A 19,537-nucleotide genomic window follows, 5' to 3' on the forward strand; every position below is an offset into this window, starting at 1 on the left:
TTCAGACATGGCCAAACGCAAAAAAGTAGCGGTCATCGGGGGCGGGGTCTCGGGCCTTGCGGCCGCCAAGGCCTTTGACGAACGCGGCCACCGCGTCGTCGGTTTCGAACGAAGCCACGATTTTGGCGGTGTATGGGAGCTCAGCCGGTCTTACCCGGATGTGCAGACCCAATCCCCCAAGGATCTATATTGCTATACCGATCACCCGATGCCGGATGAATATCCGGAATGGCCCAAGGGTCCTCAGGTGCACGCCTATCTGCATTCCTATGCAGACAAGCACAATCTGCAGCGGCTCTTCCGGCTCAACACCAATGTGGTTTCCATGGATCGGCGCTCGGACGGGGAACCCGGTTGGACCCTGACGCTGGACTCCGGCGGCCAGCGCTGGACCGAGGATTTCGATTTCGTGGCCATCGGCACCGGACAATTCTCGGACAAGAATATCATTACCCATCCCGGTCAGGAGTCCTTTGAAGCGGCCGGTGGGCAGGTCATGCATTCGTCCGAATACACGGACCCTTCGGTGGTCAAAGGCAAACGCGTAGTGGTGCTGGGCGGGTCCAAGTCCGCCACGGATATTGCGGTCAATGCCGTCAAGAACGGCGCGCGTTCTGTCCATTGGGTCTATCGTGAACGGATGTGGCGCATTCCCTATTTCGTGGGCGGCATCAACTTCAAACGGCTGCTCTACATGCGGGCGCAGGAACAGCAGTTCAATTCTTGGGGCAGGACCGGCCTGCAACGCACAATCGCGACCCTTTTCAAGCCGTTGGTCTGGGCGAACTTCCGTGGGCTGGAGACCTTGCTCAAATTACAACTCGGGCTGAAAAAGCATAACCTTGTACCCAAAGTCCCGATTGAGAAGGATATCTCCTGTTCAGTACCTATTGTGACCCCGGGATTGTTTGAAGCGTTGAACGACGGAACGCTAAAGAACATCGAAGGCACTTATGACCGGTACGACGGCAAGACCATTTACATGAGCACCGGAGAAAAGGTTGAGGCCGACGTCTCGATCCTTGCCGTGGGTTGGAAGATGGGCGTTCCGTACTTGCCGCAAGAATATCAGGATAAGCTGATTGAATCCGATGGCCAGTACCGGACCTATCGTCTGTCGGTAAATCCCGACCTGCCGGATATGGGATTTGTCGGGTTCAATTCGTCGTTCTGCACCATCCTGTCGGCCGAGATGATCGCGAACTGGCTGGTGCGCTATGCTGATGGTCAACTGGAACAACAACCGACCGCAGCACAGATGAATGAGAACATCGACATGATGCTGAACTGGAAACGGCATGAGCGCCCTGCGGCTCAGATCTATGGCGGTCAGTGCTCGGCGCCGTTCCATTTTAAGCACCTTGACGAATTGCTTGCGGATATGGGGGCTAAAAAGAACAAACGGTCGAACCCGTTGGCTGAGCAATTCAGCTATCCCAACCACAGGGCGTACGGTGAATACCTCGCCTCCTGCCCGCAGTACCAGGCGGTGTAGCACCTCGGATGCGCCGGCCGCAAAAAAGATCGGCCCGACTTTAGTCGGGCTGACAGAGATTCAATCCGAACCTCGGATATGCAGGACTTTCATGCAGGCGAAGCTCACATAGGTAGTGCGTGAATGGCTGTAGGTGTACTGAGTGCGCAAGTGACCCTTCCTGAAGAATGGGTGAAACGTACATCAAAGTGAAAGACAAATCGGTGTACTTTGTCGAATCTGAGATAATCACGGCAAGCCCCTTGTTTTCATCCCGTCCGAGCGACGGAACAAGCCTTCCCTCAATCTGAACCAAAAGCTTGCGACATAACCCATATTGTTCGAAATCCTCATCCGAAGCGAGTGGCACGGTAAGAACAGTCAGATAGCCTGGCGATTCCGTTATGAAACTTGGGCCTTGGGTATTTGATCAGGCGTAATCTTGCTGGGTGATCCGGAGACATATACCTCCTCAATCGCGCGGTCATCTCCCATCATCTGCAAAACAAACAACTCCTCTGCAAGACTGCCCACACGGTTCATGCGTAAGGCCATGGAGGGCGTGCTGCGCGCATTCAGGACAACAACGTCTGCCTCGGTTCCGGGGTCGAGATTTCCAATTCTATCTTCCAACCCAAGAACGCGCGCATTTCCGAGCGTTGCCCAGTGAAAGGCCTGTAGAGGATGCAGTGCCGACCCTTGCAACTGCAGGATCTTGTAACCCTCGCTCAGGGTTTGCAGCATCGAATAGCTGGTGCCTGCCCCAACATCGGTCGCGATACCGTTCGATATACCTCGCGCTCTCAAACCACTATAATCAAAAAGACCGCTGCCAAGAAACAAGTTTGAGGTCGGACAGAACACGGGATGCGCACCGGTTTCGGCAAGAGCGTCGATCTCGCGTGGTTCCAGATGGATGGAGTGCCCAAGAAACGTTTTTTGCCCCAGCAGACCGTAAGACTGGTAGACATCCAGATAGTCGCGGGCCTGCGGATAAAGTTGCTTGGTAAAGGCGATCTCATCCTTGTTTTCCGACAGATGCGTCTGGATGTGGCAGTCCGGATGTTCCTGCGCCAGCGCTTGCGCCATCGCCATCTGTTCCGGGGTTGACGTGATTGCGAAACGAGGCGTGATGACATAGCCGTTCCGGCCCTTACCGTGCCAATCCGCGATTAAGGCCTTAGTGTCATCGTACCCGGATTGTGGCGTGTCCTGAAGACCTTCGGGCGCATTGCGGTCCATCAGGACCTTGCCACCAAGCATGCGCATGTTGCGTCTTGTCGCTTCGGTAAAGAAGGCGTCCGCCGATGTCTTGTGGACCGAGCAATATGCAACAGCAGTCGTCGTGCCGTGCGTGACGAGCTGATCGAAGAACGCCCGAGCCATAAGTGTGCTGTGCTCTTCCGAAGCAAAGCGGGTCTCTTCCGGAAAGGTGTAGTTGTGGAGCCAATCCAAAAGTTGCGCGCCCCAAGAGGCGATCACCTGTACTTGCGGGAAGTGAATGTGCGTGTCGATGAAACCAGCCATCATCAGATGCGGGCGATGGTCTGTCACTGGTACATTCCCGGCTTTCGCACTGATCTCGGCGAAGGGTCCTGTATCCTGGATGATCCCGTCCTGGATCAGCAAGGCACCGTCTTCGAGATAAGTGTAAGCGTCGAAATCTTCGCCGTTCTGCGGTTCGCGGTGAAAGGTCAGCAGACGACCGCGGAGCAATCTCTGTGTCATGAATAGTCTCGGTTACTTTGAAAGGGAAGGGTGGGGGCAGCCGTGCAGCTGCCCTCGATGGTTCAGGCCTGTTGGGCGGGCGAGTCGTCGTCGATGAGATCCGGCTCATCCGGCACGATGACGCGATGCTCGAGGTCCTCTTTCGGTGCGAGCACCGGGTAAGCATAGAGGAATGCGCCGATGATCCAGTAGCCAACAGTGATCCCGTCAAGCTGAGGCATCTGCAGCGTGTAGGAGTGAATGATTCCAAACGAAGACATCAGTCCGCCCGCGAAAGCAAACGCCGCTGCCATCCGGAATCGACCGTCGATCACGTCGGCCACGATTGCACCCCAGATCAAACCAGTAATGATCGCACCCTGGCTTAAGGCAAGATGACCTTCGTAATGGGCACCTTCCATGAGAAGGGCCGCAGTCAGCCCCTCATCACCCAAAGACGGCAAACCTTCGACACCGGAACTGCGCAGAGCATTCATCAATGAACCCCATTTAACCATCAGGAAGGCCGAGATGTGAGGCAAGATCGCAAAGGACACAGCTGCCATGTGCATCGGCTTCACAGCCCAGGCTGTATTGGTGATTAGGCTCACAGAGACAAAGACCAAAACAGGTGCAGCGGCGGCAATCGGGATCAGGCCGGCAAGAAAGGACAGAAAGCCAAGGAACGCAGCAGCAGCGATAACGACTGCCACACCGACGATGTACCCTGCATGAGCATCCAGCCGCTTATAGGCTGGGTGACCTATGTAAACGGTTGTCGGGAAGGGCGAACCAAAGAGAGCACCCAGCATCGTGCCTGCTCCGTCCGTCACCTGACACAGTCCGACCGGATAATGGTCGCCTGCAGCTTCGGCGGACTCTACGTTGTTCATCGTTTCGATGAAGTTGTAGATCTGCACGGGGATCAGCACCAGGAACAGCTCGGGGTTTGCGAACAGGTACTGCACACCGGCAACGAGGTCACCGAAATACGGGATCGGTGGGTAAAAACCGATGCCGCTTACGTCAATTTTGGACTCACCAAGAAGAATTGCGATCACGGTACCGGCAGCAATTGCAACCAAACCGGCGGGTACATTGCCCGGAAGGCGGAAACGACCGATAAGGCCCCAGAGGATAAACAGCAGTGACGTGAAGCCGATGATTGGGTTTTCGAAGACTTCCGCCAGTGGGACGGCGCCGATGAAGACCAGTGCGATGCCGCAAAGCGTGCCCAGCATCCCGGCGCGCGGCGTGATCCGCTTGAGGTACGGTCCGATCACGGAACCAAGTGCAGCCACGATGCCGCCCATAAATCCGGCGCCAATACCCACTTGCCATGCAAGCATCGGGTCGTTGGTCGCCCAGTAAATGGGTCCGATCACGCCAAACAAGTAGACAAACATTACCGGTGTCGAGATGCCGTAGGGCAAGGCCGTTACGTCTTTGCCTTGAGCGGATGCCGCCCATTTGGCGAGGTACGTGTAGACGGCCACACCGGCCAAAATCGCGATAGCGGCACCGGGAACGATGCGGCCAAAGACGATCTCTGCAGGCATCTGAAACACGAACTGGCAGACCCCGGAAAGGATCAGCAGGTTCACAAGGTTGTCGGTAAACAGCGCCCAGAAAGCGCTGAAGTCGCTGCGGGTAAACAGCTTGTATTCGTAGGTCCTCCCGTCCATGACGGTCTCCTCCTCTGATATGACCGGAATTGCCCGACGGATGTCAGGCCGTTCTCCCTTTCCGGTCGCTATGGTGGCCCTCGGCGGGCGCCTGGTTTGCCCCGGTCAGGGCGGTCGCGGCAGTTTCAGAGGTCAATTCAGCCATCACTTCGGCCACCACAAAGGCGGCGATGACGCTGGGCCGCTTATCGCGGCTACCGCTTGCCCCAATGGGGCAATTCAAGTGTTCGATAGACTGTCCGTCACAGTTTTTGTGCGCCCAGTTTCTGAGCTTTACCCGCTTGGTGGCGGATCCGATCATCCCCACATATGCTGCGTCCTGACGTTCCAGCGCTGCAGACGTCAGCAGGAAGTCGAGCCCATGATCATGGGTCAGAATGATAAAGGCGCTGTCTGCAGGGGCACTCCGGATTTCGGCCTCTGGAATGGCGCTCACTCGGGTTTCGACATTTGCGGTGCAAAGCTCGACTTCGTCAGCGCGTGTATCGACGAGGATGCAGCGTACCGGTAGGTGCTGAAACTGAATTGCCAATGCACGCCCGACATGGCCTGCGCCCATGACGTATACGTGCGGCAGTGCTTGCTCGCGCCGGGCCGCACGTTCTGTTGCGGCCCATTTGTCTGACACTCGCATACGGTTCAGCTGCAACTCGACGCGACCACCACAGCATTGCCCGATTTCAGGGCCAAGCGGTACATCCAAATCCTGGTGCAGCGTACCGTCGCGCAGCATGTCCCGCGCTGCGTTGATGGCCATGAATTCCAATTGCCCACCACCAATGGTTCCCCAAAGTGCCTTTGGAGTCACGAACATTTCTGTCCCCTCATTGCGTGGAGAAGACCCGCGCACACGCGTAAGGGCAACTTGGATCACGCAACGCTGAGCGGACAGAAATTCGTTTAGGGAACCCAGGGCGGTCATGGCTCAGGGACCTTCTTTCAGCCGTGTAACTGCCATCAGCACACGCTCGGGGGTTGCCGGAGCGTCAAGGCGTGGGCATTCTCGGTAGTCGGCAACAGAGGCCACGGCCATCGACAGGGCTTCGAACACCGAGATTCCCAACATGAACGGTGGCTCGCCAACGGCCTTGGACCGTTTGATGGTCAATTCGCGGTTTTCTGACCAATCGGCGAGGTTGACATTGAAGATGCGCGGGCGGTCTGACGCGAGCGGGATTTTGTAAGTCGACGGAGCATGCGTGCGCAGACGACCGGCATCATCCCACCAGAGCTCTTCGGTGGTCAGCCACCCCATGCCCTGAATAAACGCGCCTTCGACCTGACCCTTATCAAGCACCGGGTTCAGCGAACGTCCGACATCGTGCAGCACATCCGTACGTTCTACGCGGTACTCACCTGTCAGGGTGTCAATCGTCACTTCCGAGCACGACGCGCCATAGGCGTAGTAATAGAACGGTCGCCCTTGACCCTTGGCCCTATCCCAGTGGATTTTCGGAGTTTTGTAGAACCCGGCTGCCGACAGTTGCACACGGGCCAGATAGGCCTGCTTGATGAACACTTCGAACGGCAGAACATCTTGGCCGATAAAGACTTGATTGGCGTGAAAAGCCACTTCCTCAGGGGCGACGTTCCAGTTCTCGGCTGCGAATTTCACCAGACGCTCTTTGATCTGTTCGACCGCGTTCAAGGCGGCCATACCATTCAAGTCGGTCCCGCTGGAGGCCGCAGTAGCCGAGGTGTTGGGAACTTTCTCGGTGGTCGTTTTGGTGATCTTGATCCGGCTGAAATCAACCTGGAACGCCTCGGCCACGACCTGCGCGACCTTGGTGTTGAGGCCCTGCCCCATTTCGGTGCCGCCGTGGTTCAGGTGGATCGAGCCGTCATTGTAGACATGAACCAAGGCACCGGCTTGGTTGTACCAGGTCGCGGTGAAGGAAATACCGAATTTGACCGGTGTCAGCGCGATACCTTTTTTCAGGATCGGCGAAGTCTTGTTGAATTCGATGATGTCCTGTCGGCGCTGGCGGTATTCCGAGGTCTCTTCCAGCTCTCCGACCAACCGGTCGAGAATGCTGTCTTCGACCTCTTGGTGGTACGGGGTAATGTTGCGGTCGTCGGCGCCGTAGAAATTGGCCTTTCGCACATCCAGCGGGTCCTGCCCCGTGGCATAAGCGATTTCTTCGATCATCCGTTCTGCCGCGATCACGCCTTGCGGTCCGCCAAACCCGCGAAACGCGGTATTCGAAACCGTATTGGTTTTCATCGGGTGGCTGTTCAGGCGCACGTTTGGATAGAAATAGGCGTTGTCCGCGTGGAAGAGCGCCCGGTCGGTCACAGGGCCCGAAAGATCGGCCGAGAACCCGCACCGCGCAGCAAAGCTGCTTTCGACAGCCCGAATGCGGCCGTCGTCGTCAAAGGCGACATCGTAGTCGATCACGAAGTCATGGCGTTTACCGGTCGCCGTCATATCCTGATCCCGGTCGGGGCGGATTTTCACGGCGCGGTTCCATTTCTTCGCGGCCATAGCAGCAACAGCGCAGAACAGGTTCATCTGACTTTCCTTGCCGCCAAATCCGCCACCCATGCGGCGCACATTGACCACAACGGCGTTGGACGGTACGCCAAGAACATGGGCTACCATATGCTGCGCCTCGGACGGGTGCTGCGTGGAACAATGCACGACCACGTCATCGTCTTCGCCGGGAATGGCAAAAGCGATGTGACCTTCGAGGTACATGTGATCCTGACCGCCAACACTCATCCGGCCTTTGATCCGATTGGGGGCGGCTTCCTGCGCGGGCGCGACATCGCCGCGCTCCAGCTTGAGCGGTGCCGTGACATGCGGGTATCCGGCGTCTTGCGCGGAAATAGGGTCCAGCGCGTGGGGCAGGGTTTCGTACTCGATCTTTGCCAGTTCGGCGGCCCGGCGCGCGATGTCGCGGGTTTCGGCAACTACAGCAAACAAAGGCTGCCCATGAAACTGAATGGCATCGGTTGGGAAAACCGGTTCGTCGTTCAGATGTGTCGGGCTGATATCATTGGCCCCCGGCACATCATCCGCGGTCAACACGCCGACAACGCCGGGCGCGGCCAGAACATCGGTGAAGTCGACGCCCAATAGCTTGGCGTGCGCGACGTCAGAGACGCCGAGATACGCGTGCAGCGTGCCTTCGGGTTGGGCAATGTCGTCGGTGTAATCGGCCCGCCCAGTGACATGCTTGATCGCGCTGTCGTGGTTTACGTTGGTGTGGGCCGCCCCAATGATGGAAACGTTGTCTTTCACTTTGTCGTCTCCTGATTAGGCGCAAGCCAGTTGAACGGGGGTGTCGGTTTTAGCGTCGTATTCGAGGAAGAACCGACGCAGCAGGTTTTGCGCGGTCAGCATCCGGTAGTCGGACGAAGCACGCCAATCGGTCAGAGGAGAGAAATCTCGCGCCAGCGCCACAGCGGCGGCTTCAAAGCTTTCGCGTGCCCAGGGTTGACCGTTCAGCGCCGCCTCGGCAGACGATGCACGCTTGGGCGTGGCAGCCATGCCACCAAATGCGATACGGGCGTTGCTGATGGTGCCGTCCGTGACCGTCATGTGGATGCCGGCCGCCACGGAAGAGATATCCTCGTCGCGGCGCTTGGAAATCTTGTAGGCCGCATCCAGATCGTTAGGCCCGGGCAGAGTGGCACGGATACTTTCAACAAACTCATCAGGCTTGCGATCCTGTTTGCCGTAGTCGATGAAAAACTCCTCGAGAGGCAGGGTCCGGACTTCTGAGCCACGGCGCAGCGTGATGTCCGCGCCGAGCGCGATCAGAACAGGCGGCGTATCCCCGATGGGGGAGCCATTGGCGATGTTCCCGCCAACGGTTCCCATATTCCGCACCTGCCACCCTGCGATGCGATCCCAGTAAGAGGACAGGTGCGGCAAGTGCTCTGACAGGAGTTCCTGGCAATCGGTGTAGCTGGCACCAGCACCGATCAGGAGGAGGGAACCCTGTCTTTCGACGGTTTTCAGGTCCTCGAGGTGACCTGTGAAGATGGCAGGCCCGATGTTACGCAGGAATTTGGTGACCCACAGACCTACATCTGTGGCACCAGCCACGATTGTGGCCTTGGGGTACGTCTGCAGGCACTCGGCAAGGTCATCAACGCTGGATGGGATAATGCTCAGGTTGTTCTCAGGGCCGGACGCAACGCGCCGTCCGTCTTTGAGACCAGCCAGACGTTTGGTCATGAATTCTCGCTCAGTATTCAAGTAGTCCGACGCTGGGGTGCCATAACGGCTGACGGCAACGGCGGCGCGGATGATTGGTTCATATCCGGTGCAGCGGCACAGGTTGCCCTGCAAAGCGGTCTCAACCTGCGCTTCGGTCGGCTCGGGTGTCTGCATCCAAAGGGCGTAAAGCGCCATCACGAACCCCGGTGTGCAGAACCCGCACTGGCTGCCGTGATGCTCGACCATGGCTTGTTGAACGGGGTGCAGGCGACCGTCGGGACCGGACAGGTGTTCGATTGTCACAACATGACAACCATCGACGGAGGCGAGAAACCGAATACAGGCATTCACTGGGACATAGGTCAGGCCGGCGTCGCCAAGCCGTCCGACAAGCACGGTGCACGCGCCGCAGTCGCCCTCGGCGCAGCCTTCCTTTGTACCAGTTAGACGGCGCTCCAGGCGCAGAAAGTCCAAAAGCGTTTGGTCTGCTGATACGTTTGGGACGGACACATCCTTGCCATTGAGGATAAACTGGATGTTGGTGCGATGCGTCATGGAATTCTCCCTCTGCCCCTGCCTTCCGGCGGGTGATCGGAAGGACCATAAAAGCAAAGATTGGGTCGGAAAATCGCCGCAAATGGCAAATACTTTCAACAGAACGTTGAAAAAGAATTGATCGTAACGCACTCTCTCACCACTGGGAGGATCAAATGTCGTACATTGAAAGTCTGCGTGTCTTTGTCAGAGTGATGGAGTTGGGCAGCATTACGTCCGGTGGGCGCGACCTTCGGTTGACTCCGGCGGTGGCCAGCAAGCGCTTGAAAGAGTTGGAGAACCATTTGGGCGTGCGGCTGTTCAACAGAACAACCCGGTCAATGACGCCGACCGAAGTTGGAACAATTTTTTACGATGAGGCCAAGGCCGTTCTGCTGGCATTGGATCACGCCGAGGCGCGTGTCGCCAGCTTTTCAGATGCTCCCCGTGGCGCCATTCGCATCACTGCACCGCTGGGCGTCGGGCGGAGAATCGTTGCGCCATTGGTCCCGGAGTTTTCGGATCGCTACCCTGAGACAGAGATTCGTATGCGTTTGTCCGACCGGAAGGTGGACATTCTAGCGGACGGGCTGGACATCGCATTCTTTATTGGAGAACCCGGCGACTCCACAATGAAATTGCGGAAGTTCGCGGATTGCGATCGGGTCCTGTGCGCGTCGCCGGATTACCTATCGCAATTTGGTGTGCCTAAGACACCAGATGACTTGTTGCACACACCGCACAACTGCTTGTTGCTGCGCTATCCCAGATCTCCTGAGTATTTCTGGACGCTCAAGACCGACATGGGCCCGCGGAAACTTGAAGTGCGTGGAAGATACGATGCGGATGACGGTGACGTGCTGACCGACTGGGCTTTGGCGGGCAGGGGGATCGTTAATAAGCCGCGCTTTGATGTGCGCGAATACCTAAACGATGGTCGATTGGTCGAGTTACTACCCCAAACGCCACCATTACCAACGATTTTCGGGTGTCTCTATCCACATAAGAAACTTCAAGACCCCAAAGTGCGCCTGTTTGTTGAACATATCGCGCAGCACAGCAAACGCTATTTCGCGTAGCGCAAAAAACAGAAAAACCGGGCGTCGCGACCCGGTTTGCAATCTTCGATTTAGTGAGCGCCGGCATTTACTGGTCTCTGACTTCACGCACCCATGCAATGATGGTTTGGCGCGCTTCGTCATCCATTTGCACCGCAGATGGGGGCGGCATCGCATGGCTGATCCCTGCCTGCAGATAAATCTGGTCGGCCTGACGGGCAACGTCGCCGGGTGTTTCAAGGTACACCTTCTTGGGGGCCCATTTAATGGTGCCATAAACCGGCTCGCGTGCATGGCACATGGAACAGTTGCCGATAACCGTGTCGTACGCTTCTTCGAAACCAGCGGCTGACGCATATTTTTCCTCATACGGTGTAAGTGCCCGCGCTTCCGCATCTTCCCAGGTCTCCGTGGGCCTCACCGAAGAAAGCCAAGCGATCACAACCATGAGAATGACTGTCGCTGCCCAAGTCCAGTGCGGGCCGGTTCCGGTTGCGTGCATCGTGTTGAAGTAGTGACGGATAGTGACACCAGTCAGAAAGATCAGGCTGGCGATAATCCAGGAATACTCGGTGCCGAAGGCCAGCGGATAGTGGTTTGACAGCATCAGGAACACGACCGGCAAAGTCAGATAGTTGTTGTGCGTAGAACGCACCTTGGCGATCTTGCCGTACTTGGCGTCTGGCGTGCGACCAGCCTTGAGGTCTTCGACCACAATACGCTGGTTTGGCATGATCTGAAAGAACACGTTGGCGGTCATGATCGTCGCGGTGAACGCACCAAGATGCAAAAGCGCGGCACGACCGGTGAATATCTGGTTATAGCCCCAGGACATGATCACAAGGATCACGAACAGCAATAGCATCAGTACGGTCGGGTGGTCGCTCAGCTTGGATTTACACATCTGATCGTACAGCAGCCAACCAATGGTTAGTGATCCGCCGGAGATCAGGATACCCTGCCACAGCGCCAAATCCACTTTGGTTGGATCAAGTAAGAACAACTCGCCGCCGACCCAGTAAATGATCATCAGCAGAGCCGCACCGGACAGCCAGGTCGTATAGCTTTGCCATTTGTGCCAGGTCAGGTGTTCAGGCATCCGCGCAGGTGCCACCAGGTATTTGACGGTATGATAGAACCCGCCCCCATGCACTTCCCACTCTTCGCCGTAGGCCCCATCCGGCAGGGCGGGGTTCGGCTTAAGCATGAGATCGAGTGCGATAAAATAGAATGACGCTCCAATCCACGCCATTGCGGTGATCACATGCAGCCAGCGGACGGAAAAGGCGATCCACTCCCACATTACGGCCAGGTCATACATGGCATTGCTCCTAAGATTCTTTAGTTCCGGTCACTCTATGCGAGACAGTTTTGTTCTGGTATTGCTGGTAAAGACCAAGCAGTATCAAAAAATGCAAAAAAATGTCCTATCTTGACAACATTCGCACTTTTGTCCGTGTCTACGAATTGGGCAGCATGTCTGCCGCAGGCCGTGATCTGAGGGTTTCACCGGCCGTGACCTCGGCACGAATTTCACAACTGGAAGAGCATCTCGGTGTGCGGTTGTTTCAACGCACTACGCGCAGTCTTACGCCCACCGAGCAAGGAAAATCTTTCTATCGGGGGGCGGCAGAGATACTTGAAGCGGTTGATCGCGCTGAAGCTCAGATCGTCAACATTACAGAGAACCTGAAAGGTTCACTTTATGTCGCAGCGCCTTTGGGTGTTGGGCGACGATTGATTGCGCCGCAGGTGCCAAAGTTCCTGGCCGAATACCCGGAGGTGAATGTTAGGCTAAGGTTGACGGATCGAAAGGTGGACCTGACCACTGAGGGACTGGACCTGGCGTTTTTCCTCGGTCAGCCAGAGGACAGCAACTTGCGTATTCGCAAGATTGCTGATGTCGAAAGAGTGCTTTGCGCATCTCCGAAATATATCAAAAAACGTGGGATGCCTGAGAGCGGCGATGACATTATCGCTGATCAGCATGAGTGTCTCAGTTTGCGGTTTCCGGGTGCGACCGAATTTCAGTGGCTCTTGAGAACTGATGCGGGACCAAAACGTTTCCGAGTCTCTGGGCGTTATGAGTCAGATGACGGCGATGTGTTGACGGATTGGGCGCTGGGCGGCCATGGCATTGCACTGAAACCGATTTTTGAGATTGCTCAGCATCTTAAGGCCGGAAATCTGGTCCCGGTTGCAGAAAAAACGCCGCCGGAACCGATTCAAATGGCTTGTCTGTTTACGCACCGCCGTATGCAGGATCCTAAAACGCGGCTGTTCATGGAGTTTATAATAGACCGCATCGGATCTTCAATTGCCGCGACAAATACGTTTCGGTAAGTCGCTCAGCTTCCACGATAGGTCGAGTAACCGAAGGGCGAAAGAAGCAACGGCACATGATAATGTGAGTGTTCGGACATGCCAAAGCGGATCGGTATCACGTCCAGAAAACGTGGGTCCTCAGGAGGGGTGCCTGAGGCATCAAGGTAATCTCCGGCATAGAAGATCAGTTCGTATTCGCCTGTTGAAAACTCTGCCTCGGGCAAAATCTGTTCGTCGGTCCTGCCATCGTCATTAGTGACCAGAGCTTTCAGCAAAGTGCGTTCTGCGCCATCGATGCGAAACAGCTCGATTTTCAATCCTTCGGCGGGGCACCCCCGCGCCGTATCCAAAACATGTGTCGTAAGGTAACCGGTCATGTGCGTTACTCCTCAAGTTACACGGTAACTAATCTGTTTTCGTCGCAGGGGGCAAAGGCTGTCTATTCGAAGCTGCTTTCTGAATTTTTTGAAAAACATCTAAAATTATCTGAGGTATTGATGAAAAGAAGAAGAAGGAAATTGATGTGACGCGCTATCCACGAGACTTGACCGGCTATGGTGGGCAAGTGCCAAAAGCAAACTGGCCCAATGATGCAAAGATCGCGGTTCAGATTGTACTGAACTATGAAGAAGGTGGCGAAAACAACGTCCTGCACGGCGATGCCGCGTCCGAGGCGTTCTTGTCCGAAATCACAGGTGCCGCCCCATGGCCGGGGCAGCGGCACTGGAACATGGAATCGATCTATGAGTATGGCAGCCGCGCCGGGTTCTGGCGTGTGCATCACCTTCTCCAGGATCTGCCGATTACCGTTTACGGCGTCGCCACGGCTTTGGCCCGCGCACCAGCGCAAGTTGCGGCGATGAAGCACGCGGGATGGGAGATTGCCAGCCATGGTTTGAAATGGATTGAACACAAGGACATGGGCGCGGAAGAAGAACGCGCCGAGATCCGTGAAGCAATTCGGCTGCACACCGAGGTTACAGGTCAGCCACCGCGTGGTTGGTATACGGGCCGCTGTTCTATGAACACTGTCGATCTGGCCGCTGAGGAAGGTGACTTTGCCTATATCGCCGACAGCTACGCCGACGATTTGCCGTATTGGACCAAGGCTGGGGGCAAGGATCAACTCATCATGCCCTACACGATGGACTGCAATGACATGCGCTTTGCGATCCAGGCTGGGTACACCAATGGGCAGCAGTTCGAAAGCTATCTGAAGGACAGCTTTGACATGCTTTACGCCGAGGGTGAAGCCGGCGCGCCGAAAATGCTCTCGATTGGTCTGCACTGCCGTTTGATTGGCCGCCCCGGTCGCGCCATGGCGCTAAAACGTGCGCTGGACTACTTCAAGAAATACGACGGTGTCTGGTTTGCCACACGCGAACAGATTGCCGACCACTGGGCAAAGGAACACCCACCGATGCAACGCCTGACCCCGTCCGAAATGGACCAGCCCACCTTTGTTGCCGAATTCGGCGGCGTGTTCGAACACAGCCCGTGGATTGCCGAAGGTGCGTATGATCTTGAGCTGGGGCCGACCCATGACAATGCTGCCGGTGTTCACAACGCGTTGGCCCGAGTATTCCGAACGGCCTCTGACGAACAACGCCTTGGTGTTCTGACCGCTCACCCGGATTTAGCGGGCAAGCTAGCCGCGGCTGGACGACTGACCAAGGAAAGCACAGCTGAACAGGCCGGGGCCGGTTTGGATATGCTGACCGATGAGGAACGCGCAACATTCACTGCGTTGAACGAGGCCTACACGACCAAGTTTGGCTTTCCCTTCATTATTGCGGTCAAGGACAACACGAAAGCCAGCATTCTGGCAGCCTTTCAACGTCGCATCGACAGCGACCGGGACACCGAATTTTCTGAGGCCTGCCGTCAGGTTGAACGGATCGCCGAATTGCGCCTGATTGAGAAGTTTGCGGAATGACAACAGCGTTAAAACTCCGGCCACTGAATGCAGAGGCTTTTGCCCCGTTTGGCGATGTCATCGAAGTGGCGGGCGACGCGGACAAATACATCAATCAGGGCAAGTGCGCACGGTATCACGATCGCGCCGCGCTGGATTTTCATGACGGGCGCGCTGGAATTAGTGTGTTTCAATCAGAAGCCTTTAGCCTGCCGATCAAGCTGGAGATGGTTGAACGCCACCCGGAGGGAAGCCAAGCGTTTCTGCCCTTGTCGGACAAACCCTTTGTTGTGGTTGTGGCCCCGGATCTAGACGGCACACCAGGACAGCCCATCGCATTCAAAACAGCGCCGGGGCAGGGCGTGAACTATCATCGCAACACTTGGCATGGCGTGTTGACGCCACTTCATGCACCCGGACTCTTTGCGGTGGTCGACCGAATTGGAGCCGGGCCCAACCTCGAAGAGCACTGGTTCGGGGAGGCTTTTTTAATCACGGAATGAGGGACGTGGCCGGAAGAGGAGCCGGTTTACGAACCTCAAGGGAGGAAAGACTAAATGTCAGATGCATCCATCGGAACGCCGGAACAGCTCCGCGATCCGAATTACACTCCGCCAATCATAAAAGCGGTGCCACTGGGAATTCAGCATGTGCTGGCGATGTTCGTGTCCAACGTCACGCCAGCCATTATCGTTTGTGGCGCGGCCGGGTTTGGGTTCGGATCGAACAGCCCCGATTTTCCGCAGATGATCTACATGATCCAGATGTCGATGTTCTTTGCAGGCGTCGCCACGCTGTTTCAATCCATTGGTGTGGGGCCCGTTGGCGCGCGGCTGCCCATCGTACAAGGGACGTCATTCGCCTTCATCCCGATCATGATCCCGCTGGTGGTGGGAAAGGGCGTGGATGCCATTGCCGTTCTGATGGGCGGTGTTGTCATCGGCGGCCTGTTCCACGCATTCCTTGGGCTGTTCATTGGGCGTATTCGCTTCGCCCTACCGCCATTGGTTACAGGTCTTGTGGTGACTATGATCGGTTTGGCGCTGGTGAAAGTCGGCATTCAATACGCAGCCGGTGGCGTACCTGCTATAGGTACCGAGGAGTATGGCTCTGGCCTGAACTGGTTCATGGCCGGAATCGTGATCGTCGTAACGCTTGGGCTGAAGTTCTTTGCGCGGGGAATGCTGTCGGTGTCGGCTGTTCTGATAGGGCTGCTCGTTGGATACGCTGTGGCTTTTGCTCTTGGTCAGGTCAACTTGGGCAACGTTGGTCGAGCGGCCTCGTTCGCGCTGCCGAACCCGTTGCATTTCGGTATTGAATTTTCAGTCGCGGCCATCATCGGTTTCTGTGCGATGTCCTTTGTGTCGGCCGTTGAAACTGTTGGGGACGTGTCGGGTATCACAAAAGGCGGCGCCGGACGCGAAGCAACCGACAAGGAAATTCAGGGTGCAACCTACGCTGATGGTATCGGCACAGCGATCTCTGGTCTCTTTGGCGCATTGCCGAACACCTCGTTCAGTCAGAATGTCGGTTTGATCGCCATGACGGGGGTCATGAGCCGAATGGTCGTTACCATCGGCGCGCTCTTCCTGATCGTGTGCGGCCTTGTTCCGAAAATCGGTGCGATTATCTCGTCAATCCCGATCGAGGTTCTTGGTGGTGGCGTCATCGTGATGTTCGGAATGGTTGTGGCGGCGGGCGTCTCGATGCTGTCGGACGTGAACTGGAACCGCCGTAATATGGTGATCTTTGCTATTTCCCTGAGCCTCGGTCTGGGATTGCAGCTGGAGCCAGGTGCGCTTCAGTATTTGCCCGGCACACTAAAAGTTCTGGCCACTTCGGGAATCCTTCCCGCCGCGGTCATTGCAATTGTCCTGAACCTGGTGCTTCCCGATGAGCTTTCGGACGAAGCGACGGAAGAAGTGTCAGGTGGCATGGCGGGTCACGGACTGGGGTCTATTGGCCATGACGACCATGTCTGATGGGGCGTAGGTGACGCTCAGAGTGCCACTGTTAAGAAAAAGCGGCGTGCCAGGGCGCGCCGCTTTTTAGTCAGGATTTCCATCCGGTGTGGCAATGGGATCAGCCTGACCTCAGCCGACGTCGGTGAGATCGTTGCGAACTGTTTCGGCGTTTCTGGCAGGGTCTGTTATGGGGATGGAACACGCGCGAAACTTGCTCTTTGCGCAAGATCATTGCAAAACGCTCCGGCAGCTTCATTCTGCCAGCTCCTAACGTCTGAAGCGAGAGCGCGGATCGCGGCTTTAGGTTTTCGTCAGGCAGGATCTCGAATGGCAGATCCAACCTACCAGAGTTGACAGGTCGATATCGCTGCCGTTGGTCGCCGTTATCGGAACTTTGGGAAGACGTTTGCCGACGAGCCACTCAGGCAGGTTGTCACTATGTGACATCAGAAATCGACCTCAATCGCGATCCCTTTTTCAACGGCGAGATCGACCACGGAGGCAGCGACGGCGAGGTCCTGAAGGCCAACACCAGTGCCATCGAACAGCGTGATCTGATCGTCCGATGTTCGGCCCCGGTTTGTGCCGTTGATGACCGCGCCAAGCTGGGCAACGTCGCTTTCTTTGATGAGGCCCTGGGCAATAGCGTGCTGTGCCTCTCCAATGGTGATGGACTGTGCGACTTCGTCGGTGAAGATAGATGCTTTGGCCAGCAGAGCCGCTTCCACTTCCTGCTTGCCCTTGGTGTCCGTCCCCATGCAGGCGACATGCGTTCCAGGGCTGACGTGATCCGCCATTAGCGACGGTGCAAATGCCGAGGTGATCGAGATGATCACATCCGCCTCAGCCATTCCGTCAAGCTCAACCGCTTCAAACGCAACACCGGCTTCATTGGCGACCTTCTCGATATTCGGCAGCATCTCTGGGTGGTAGTTCCAGCCAATGACTTTTTCAAAGACGCGCTGTTCCAGTGCTGCGCGCAGCTGAAATGCCGCCTGGTGGCCCGCGCCGATCATGCCGATGACTTTGGCGTCAGTACGAGCGAGATGCTTGATCGACACGGATGAGGCCGCGGCTGTGCGCAGGGCCGTCAGAAGGTTGCCGCCGACCATTGCCGAGGGTTTGCCAGTGTCGGGGTCGAAAAGAAACACGGTGGACTGGTGGTTGATCAGCCCGCGTTTTTCCAGATTGTTCGGCCAGTAGCCGCCCGCTTTCAGACCAAGTGTCAGCCCCGCGCGGTCAAACCCGCCCTTGAAGCCATAAAGCGCGTCTTCATGCCCGATGGCTTCGCGCACGACAGGGAAGTTGTAGGCGTCGCCTGACGCCATGGCGGCAAAGACCTGTTCAACGGCATCAAAGGCCGCTTGGCGGGTCATGAGGTCAGCGATTTCGCGCTCGGGTACAATCAGCATATCTTTCTCCAATCAAACATTCGTGCGCCCGTGTGCTTTTCCCGAAGGGAGGGAAGGCACACGGGCGGCTATCAGGCTACATTCGAGCCGGATTTTCCTGCCTTAAAATTGCTCGGCTCAATATGCGCGACCGCGGGCGGATACTGGCCAGACGGCTTCGACCTTACCGTTGCGAACGCCGACGTACCAATCGTGCACATTTGCGGTCGGGTCGCAGTGCCCCGGCACCAACTTCAGCTTGTCGTTTACCTTGAGCACCCCTTGCGGGTCCATGACGACGCCATGTTCGTCTGAACATTTGATGTATTCGACATCGTCGCGTCCGAAGATAACGGGCAGACCGCTGTCAACAGATTGTGCCTTGAGGCCAGCATCGACGATGGCTTTGTCCGATTTGGCGTGGCTCATGACGCTGGTCAGGATGAAGAAGGCATTTTCCCACTCACCCTGATCGATCCGGTTGCCATCCTTGTCCAGAATGCGACCATAATCGGCATCCATGAACGCGTAGGACCCGCACTGCAGTTCGTTGTACACGCCGGAGTTGGACTCGAAGTAGTAAGAACCGGTGCCACCGCCCGAGACCAGCTCGCATTCGATCCCCTCTGCCTTCAGGCCTTCAACGGCGTTTTTCACCATCGCGATTGCGGTATCCAGCTTTTCCTTGCGCGCTTCGTAGCTGTCCAGGTGCTGCATGGCACCCTGATAAGCCTGAATGCCGGTGAATTTCAGGTTCTCGGCAGCTTCGACTGCTTTGGCGATCTCGATCACTTCGGGTGTCGTTGTCACACCACAACGACCGGCACCACAGTCAATTTCGACGAAAACCTCAAGTTGCGTTCCGTGGTCGACGGCCGCACCCGAAAGGTCCGCAACGTTGTCCAGATCATCAACGCAAACGATGATGCGGCTGCCCAGCTTCGGCAGGCTGGCAAGGCGGTCGATTTTGGCGGGATCGCGCACCTGGTTCGACACCAAGACGTCTTTGATGCCGCCGCGCACGAACACCTCAGCCTCCGAGACTTTCTGACAGCAAACACCGACCGCACCGCCGATTTTCTCTTGCAACTTGGCCACATCGACCGACTTGTGCATTTTCCCGTGCACGCGGTGACGCATGCCATGGGCCTTGGCGTAATCGCCCATTTTCTTGATGTTGCGCTCAAGCGCGTCGAGATCCAATATCAGGCTGGGGGTCTGGATATCTGCTTCATCCATTCCGGGCTTGGCCGGAATGTCATAGCCTACTTCGAAATTGTCGAGATTGGTCATATCTTTCATTTCCGTATTCCTAT

The 19,537-nt window shown here is 56.5% G+C and carries 15 protein-coding genes; 6 read left to right on the forward strand and 9 right to left on the reverse strand.

Annotated features, from left to right (window positions below; genetic code table 11):
- The first annotated feature begins 7 nt into the window (after positions 1–7).
- On the forward strand, positions 8–1,495 hold the full coding sequence (locus ACR0J0_RS10570) for a flavin-containing monooxygenase (RefSeq protein WP_480663703.1): 1,488 nt from the start codon (positions 8–10) through the stop codon (positions 1,493–1,495).
- Between the two features lie 381 nt (positions 1,496–1,876).
- Here the strand turns inward: ACR0J0_RS10570 and guaD are convergent, their stop codons facing one another.
- The 5 genes from guaD to xdhA all read right to left on the reverse strand — a co-directional run bounded on the left by guaD (position 1,877) and on the right by xdhA (position 9,589).
- On the reverse strand, positions 1,877–3,202 hold the full coding sequence (gene guaD, locus ACR0J0_RS10575) for a guanine deaminase (protein WP_480663705.1): 1,326 nt from the start codon (positions 3,200–3,202) through the stop codon (positions 1,877–1,879).
- 62 nt (positions 3,203–3,264) lie between these two features.
- Entirely contained in the window at positions 3,265–4,866 is a 1,602-nt protein-coding gene (locus tag ACR0J0_RS10580; RefSeq protein ID WP_480663707.1) for a xanthine/uracil/vitamin C permease, read from the reverse strand.
- A gap of 43 nt (positions 4,867–4,909) precedes the next feature.
- On the reverse strand, positions 4,910–5,788 hold the full coding sequence (gene xdhC, locus ACR0J0_RS10585; protein WP_480663709.1) for a xanthine dehydrogenase accessory protein XdhC: 879 nt from the start codon (positions 5,786–5,788) through the stop codon (positions 4,910–4,912).
- A 3-nt stretch (positions 5,789–5,791) separates the two neighbouring features.
- The gene (gene xdhB, locus ACR0J0_RS10590; protein ID WP_480663711.1) at positions 5,792–8,110 is read right to left on the reverse strand and encodes a xanthine dehydrogenase molybdopterin binding subunit; all 2,319 of its coding nucleotides are present in this window, start codon (positions 8,108–8,110) and stop codon (positions 5,792–5,794) included.
- A gap of 15 nt (positions 8,111–8,125) precedes the next feature.
- Positions 8,126–9,589: a xanthine dehydrogenase small subunit gene (gene xdhA, locus ACR0J0_RS10595; RefSeq protein ID WP_480663713.1), complete on the reverse strand. Its 1,464-nt coding sequence runs from the start codon at positions 9,587–9,589 to the stop codon at positions 8,126–8,128.
- Positions 9,590–9,744: 155 nt separating this feature from the next.
- Here xdhA and ACR0J0_RS10600 point away from each other — a divergent pair, with 155 nt between their 5' ends.
- The gene (locus ACR0J0_RS10600) at positions 9,745–10,647 is read left to right on the forward strand and encodes a LysR family transcriptional regulator (protein WP_480663715.1); all 903 of its coding nucleotides are present in this window, start codon (positions 9,745–9,747) and stop codon (positions 10,645–10,647) included.
- A gap of 67 nt (positions 10,648–10,714) precedes the next feature.
- On the opposite strand, the gene ACR0J0_RS10605 is transcribed toward ACR0J0_RS10600, so the two are convergent.
- A complete protein-coding gene (locus ACR0J0_RS10605; RefSeq protein WP_480663717.1) occupies positions 10,715–11,947 on the reverse strand; it encodes a urate hydroxylase PuuD in 1,233 nt (410 codons plus the stop codon).
- Positions 11,948–12,048: 101 nt separating this feature from the next.
- Between ACR0J0_RS10605 and ACR0J0_RS10610 the strand changes: the two genes are divergently transcribed.
- Positions 12,049–12,969 (forward strand): LysR family transcriptional regulator, encoded by a 921-nt coding sequence (locus ACR0J0_RS10610; RefSeq protein WP_480663719.1) that lies wholly within the window; start codon positions 12,049–12,051, stop codon positions 12,967–12,969.
- Positions 12,970–12,974: 5 nt separating this feature from the next.
- Here the strand turns inward: ACR0J0_RS10610 and uraH are convergent, their stop codons facing one another.
- Positions 12,975–13,328, reverse strand: a complete 354-nt coding sequence (gene uraH, locus ACR0J0_RS10615; RefSeq protein ID WP_480663721.1) for a hydroxyisourate hydrolase — start codon at positions 13,326–13,328, stop codon at positions 12,975–12,977.
- Positions 13,329–13,474: 146 nt separating this feature from the next.
- On the opposite strand from uraH, the gene puuE reads away from it, so the two are divergent.
- Genes puuE through ACR0J0_RS10630 form a run of 3 tightly spaced genes read left to right on the forward strand, consistent with a single transcriptional unit; the run spans position 13,475 to position 16,848 of the window.
- Positions 13,475–14,887, forward strand: a complete 1,413-nt coding sequence (gene puuE / locus ACR0J0_RS10620) for an allantoinase PuuE (RefSeq protein WP_480663723.1) — start codon at positions 13,475–13,477, stop codon at positions 14,885–14,887.
- Positions 14,884–15,369, forward strand: a complete 486-nt coding sequence (locus tag ACR0J0_RS10625; protein WP_480663725.1) for an ureidoglycolate lyase — start codon at positions 14,884–14,886, stop codon at positions 15,367–15,369. Before puuE ends, ACR0J0_RS10625 begins: the two co-directional genes overlap by 4 nt.
- Positions 15,370–15,423: 54 nt before the next feature.
- Entirely contained in the window at positions 15,424–16,848 is a 1,425-nt protein-coding gene (locus ACR0J0_RS10630) for a uracil-xanthine permease family protein (protein WP_480663727.1), read from the forward strand.
- A gap of 428 nt (positions 16,849–17,276) precedes the next feature.
- On the opposite strand, the gene bhcD is transcribed toward ACR0J0_RS10630, so the two are convergent.
- Together bhcD and bhcC are read right to left on the reverse strand one after the other, a co-directional pair.
- The gene (bhcD, locus tag ACR0J0_RS10635) at positions 17,277–18,242 is read right to left on the reverse strand and encodes an iminosuccinate reductase BhcD (RefSeq protein WP_480663730.1); all 966 of its coding nucleotides are present in this window, start codon (positions 18,240–18,242) and stop codon (positions 17,277–17,279) included.
- A 117-nt stretch (positions 18,243–18,359) separates the two neighbouring features.
- Positions 18,360–19,523, reverse strand: coding sequence for a 3-hydroxy-D-aspartate aldolase BhcC (bhcC, locus tag ACR0J0_RS10640; protein ID WP_480663732.1), 1,164 nt, complete (start codon positions 19,521–19,523; stop codon positions 18,360–18,362).
- Positions 19,524–19,537: the final 14 nt, after the last annotated feature.

This window comes from Ruegeria sp. BF12 (assembly GCF_056538705.1).

Coding starts and splice junctions, on each gene's coding strand:
- ACR0J0_RS10570 (WP_480663703.1), top strand. CDS start 8: ATGGCCAAACGCAAAAAAGTAGCGGTCATCGGGGGCGGGGTCTCGGGC.
- guaD (WP_480663705.1), bottom strand. CDS start 3,202: ATGACACAGAGATTGCTCCGCGGTCGTCTGCTGACCTTTCACCGCGAA.
- ACR0J0_RS10580 (WP_480663707.1), bottom strand. CDS start 4,866: ATGGACGGGAGGACCTACGAATACAAGCTGTTTACCCGCAGCGACTTC.
- xdhC (WP_480663709.1), bottom strand. CDS start 5,788: ATGACCGCCCTGGGTTCCCTAAACGAATTTCTGTCCGCTCAGCGTTGC.
- xdhA (WP_480663713.1), bottom strand. CDS start 9,589: ATGACGCATCGCACCAACATCCAGTTTATCCTCAATGGCAAGGATGTG.
- ACR0J0_RS10600 (WP_480663715.1), top strand. CDS start 9,745: ATGTCGTACATTGAAAGTCTGCGTGTCTTTGTCAGAGTGATGGAGTTG.
- ACR0J0_RS10605 (WP_480663717.1), bottom strand. CDS start 11,947: ATGTATGACCTGGCCGTAATGTGGGAGTGGATCGCCTTTTCCGTCCGC.
- ACR0J0_RS10610 (WP_480663719.1), top strand. CDS start 12,049: ATGTCCTATCTTGACAACATTCGCACTTTTGTCCGTGTCTACGAATTG.
- uraH (WP_480663721.1), bottom strand. CDS start 13,328: ATGACCGGTTACCTTACGACACATGTTTTGGATACGGCGCGGGGGTGC.
- ACR0J0_RS10625 (WP_480663725.1), top strand. CDS start 14,884: ATGACAACAGCGTTAAAACTCCGGCCACTGAATGCAGAGGCTTTTGCC.
- ACR0J0_RS10630 (WP_480663727.1), top strand. CDS start 15,424: ATGTCAGATGCATCCATCGGAACGCCGGAACAGCTCCGCGATCCGAAT.
- bhcD (WP_480663730.1), bottom strand. CDS start 18,242: ATGCTGATTGTACCCGAGCGCGAAATCGCTGACCTCATGACCCGCCAA.
- bhcC (WP_480663732.1), bottom strand. CDS start 19,523: ATGAAAGATATGACCAATCTCGACAATTTCGAAGTAGGCTATGACATT.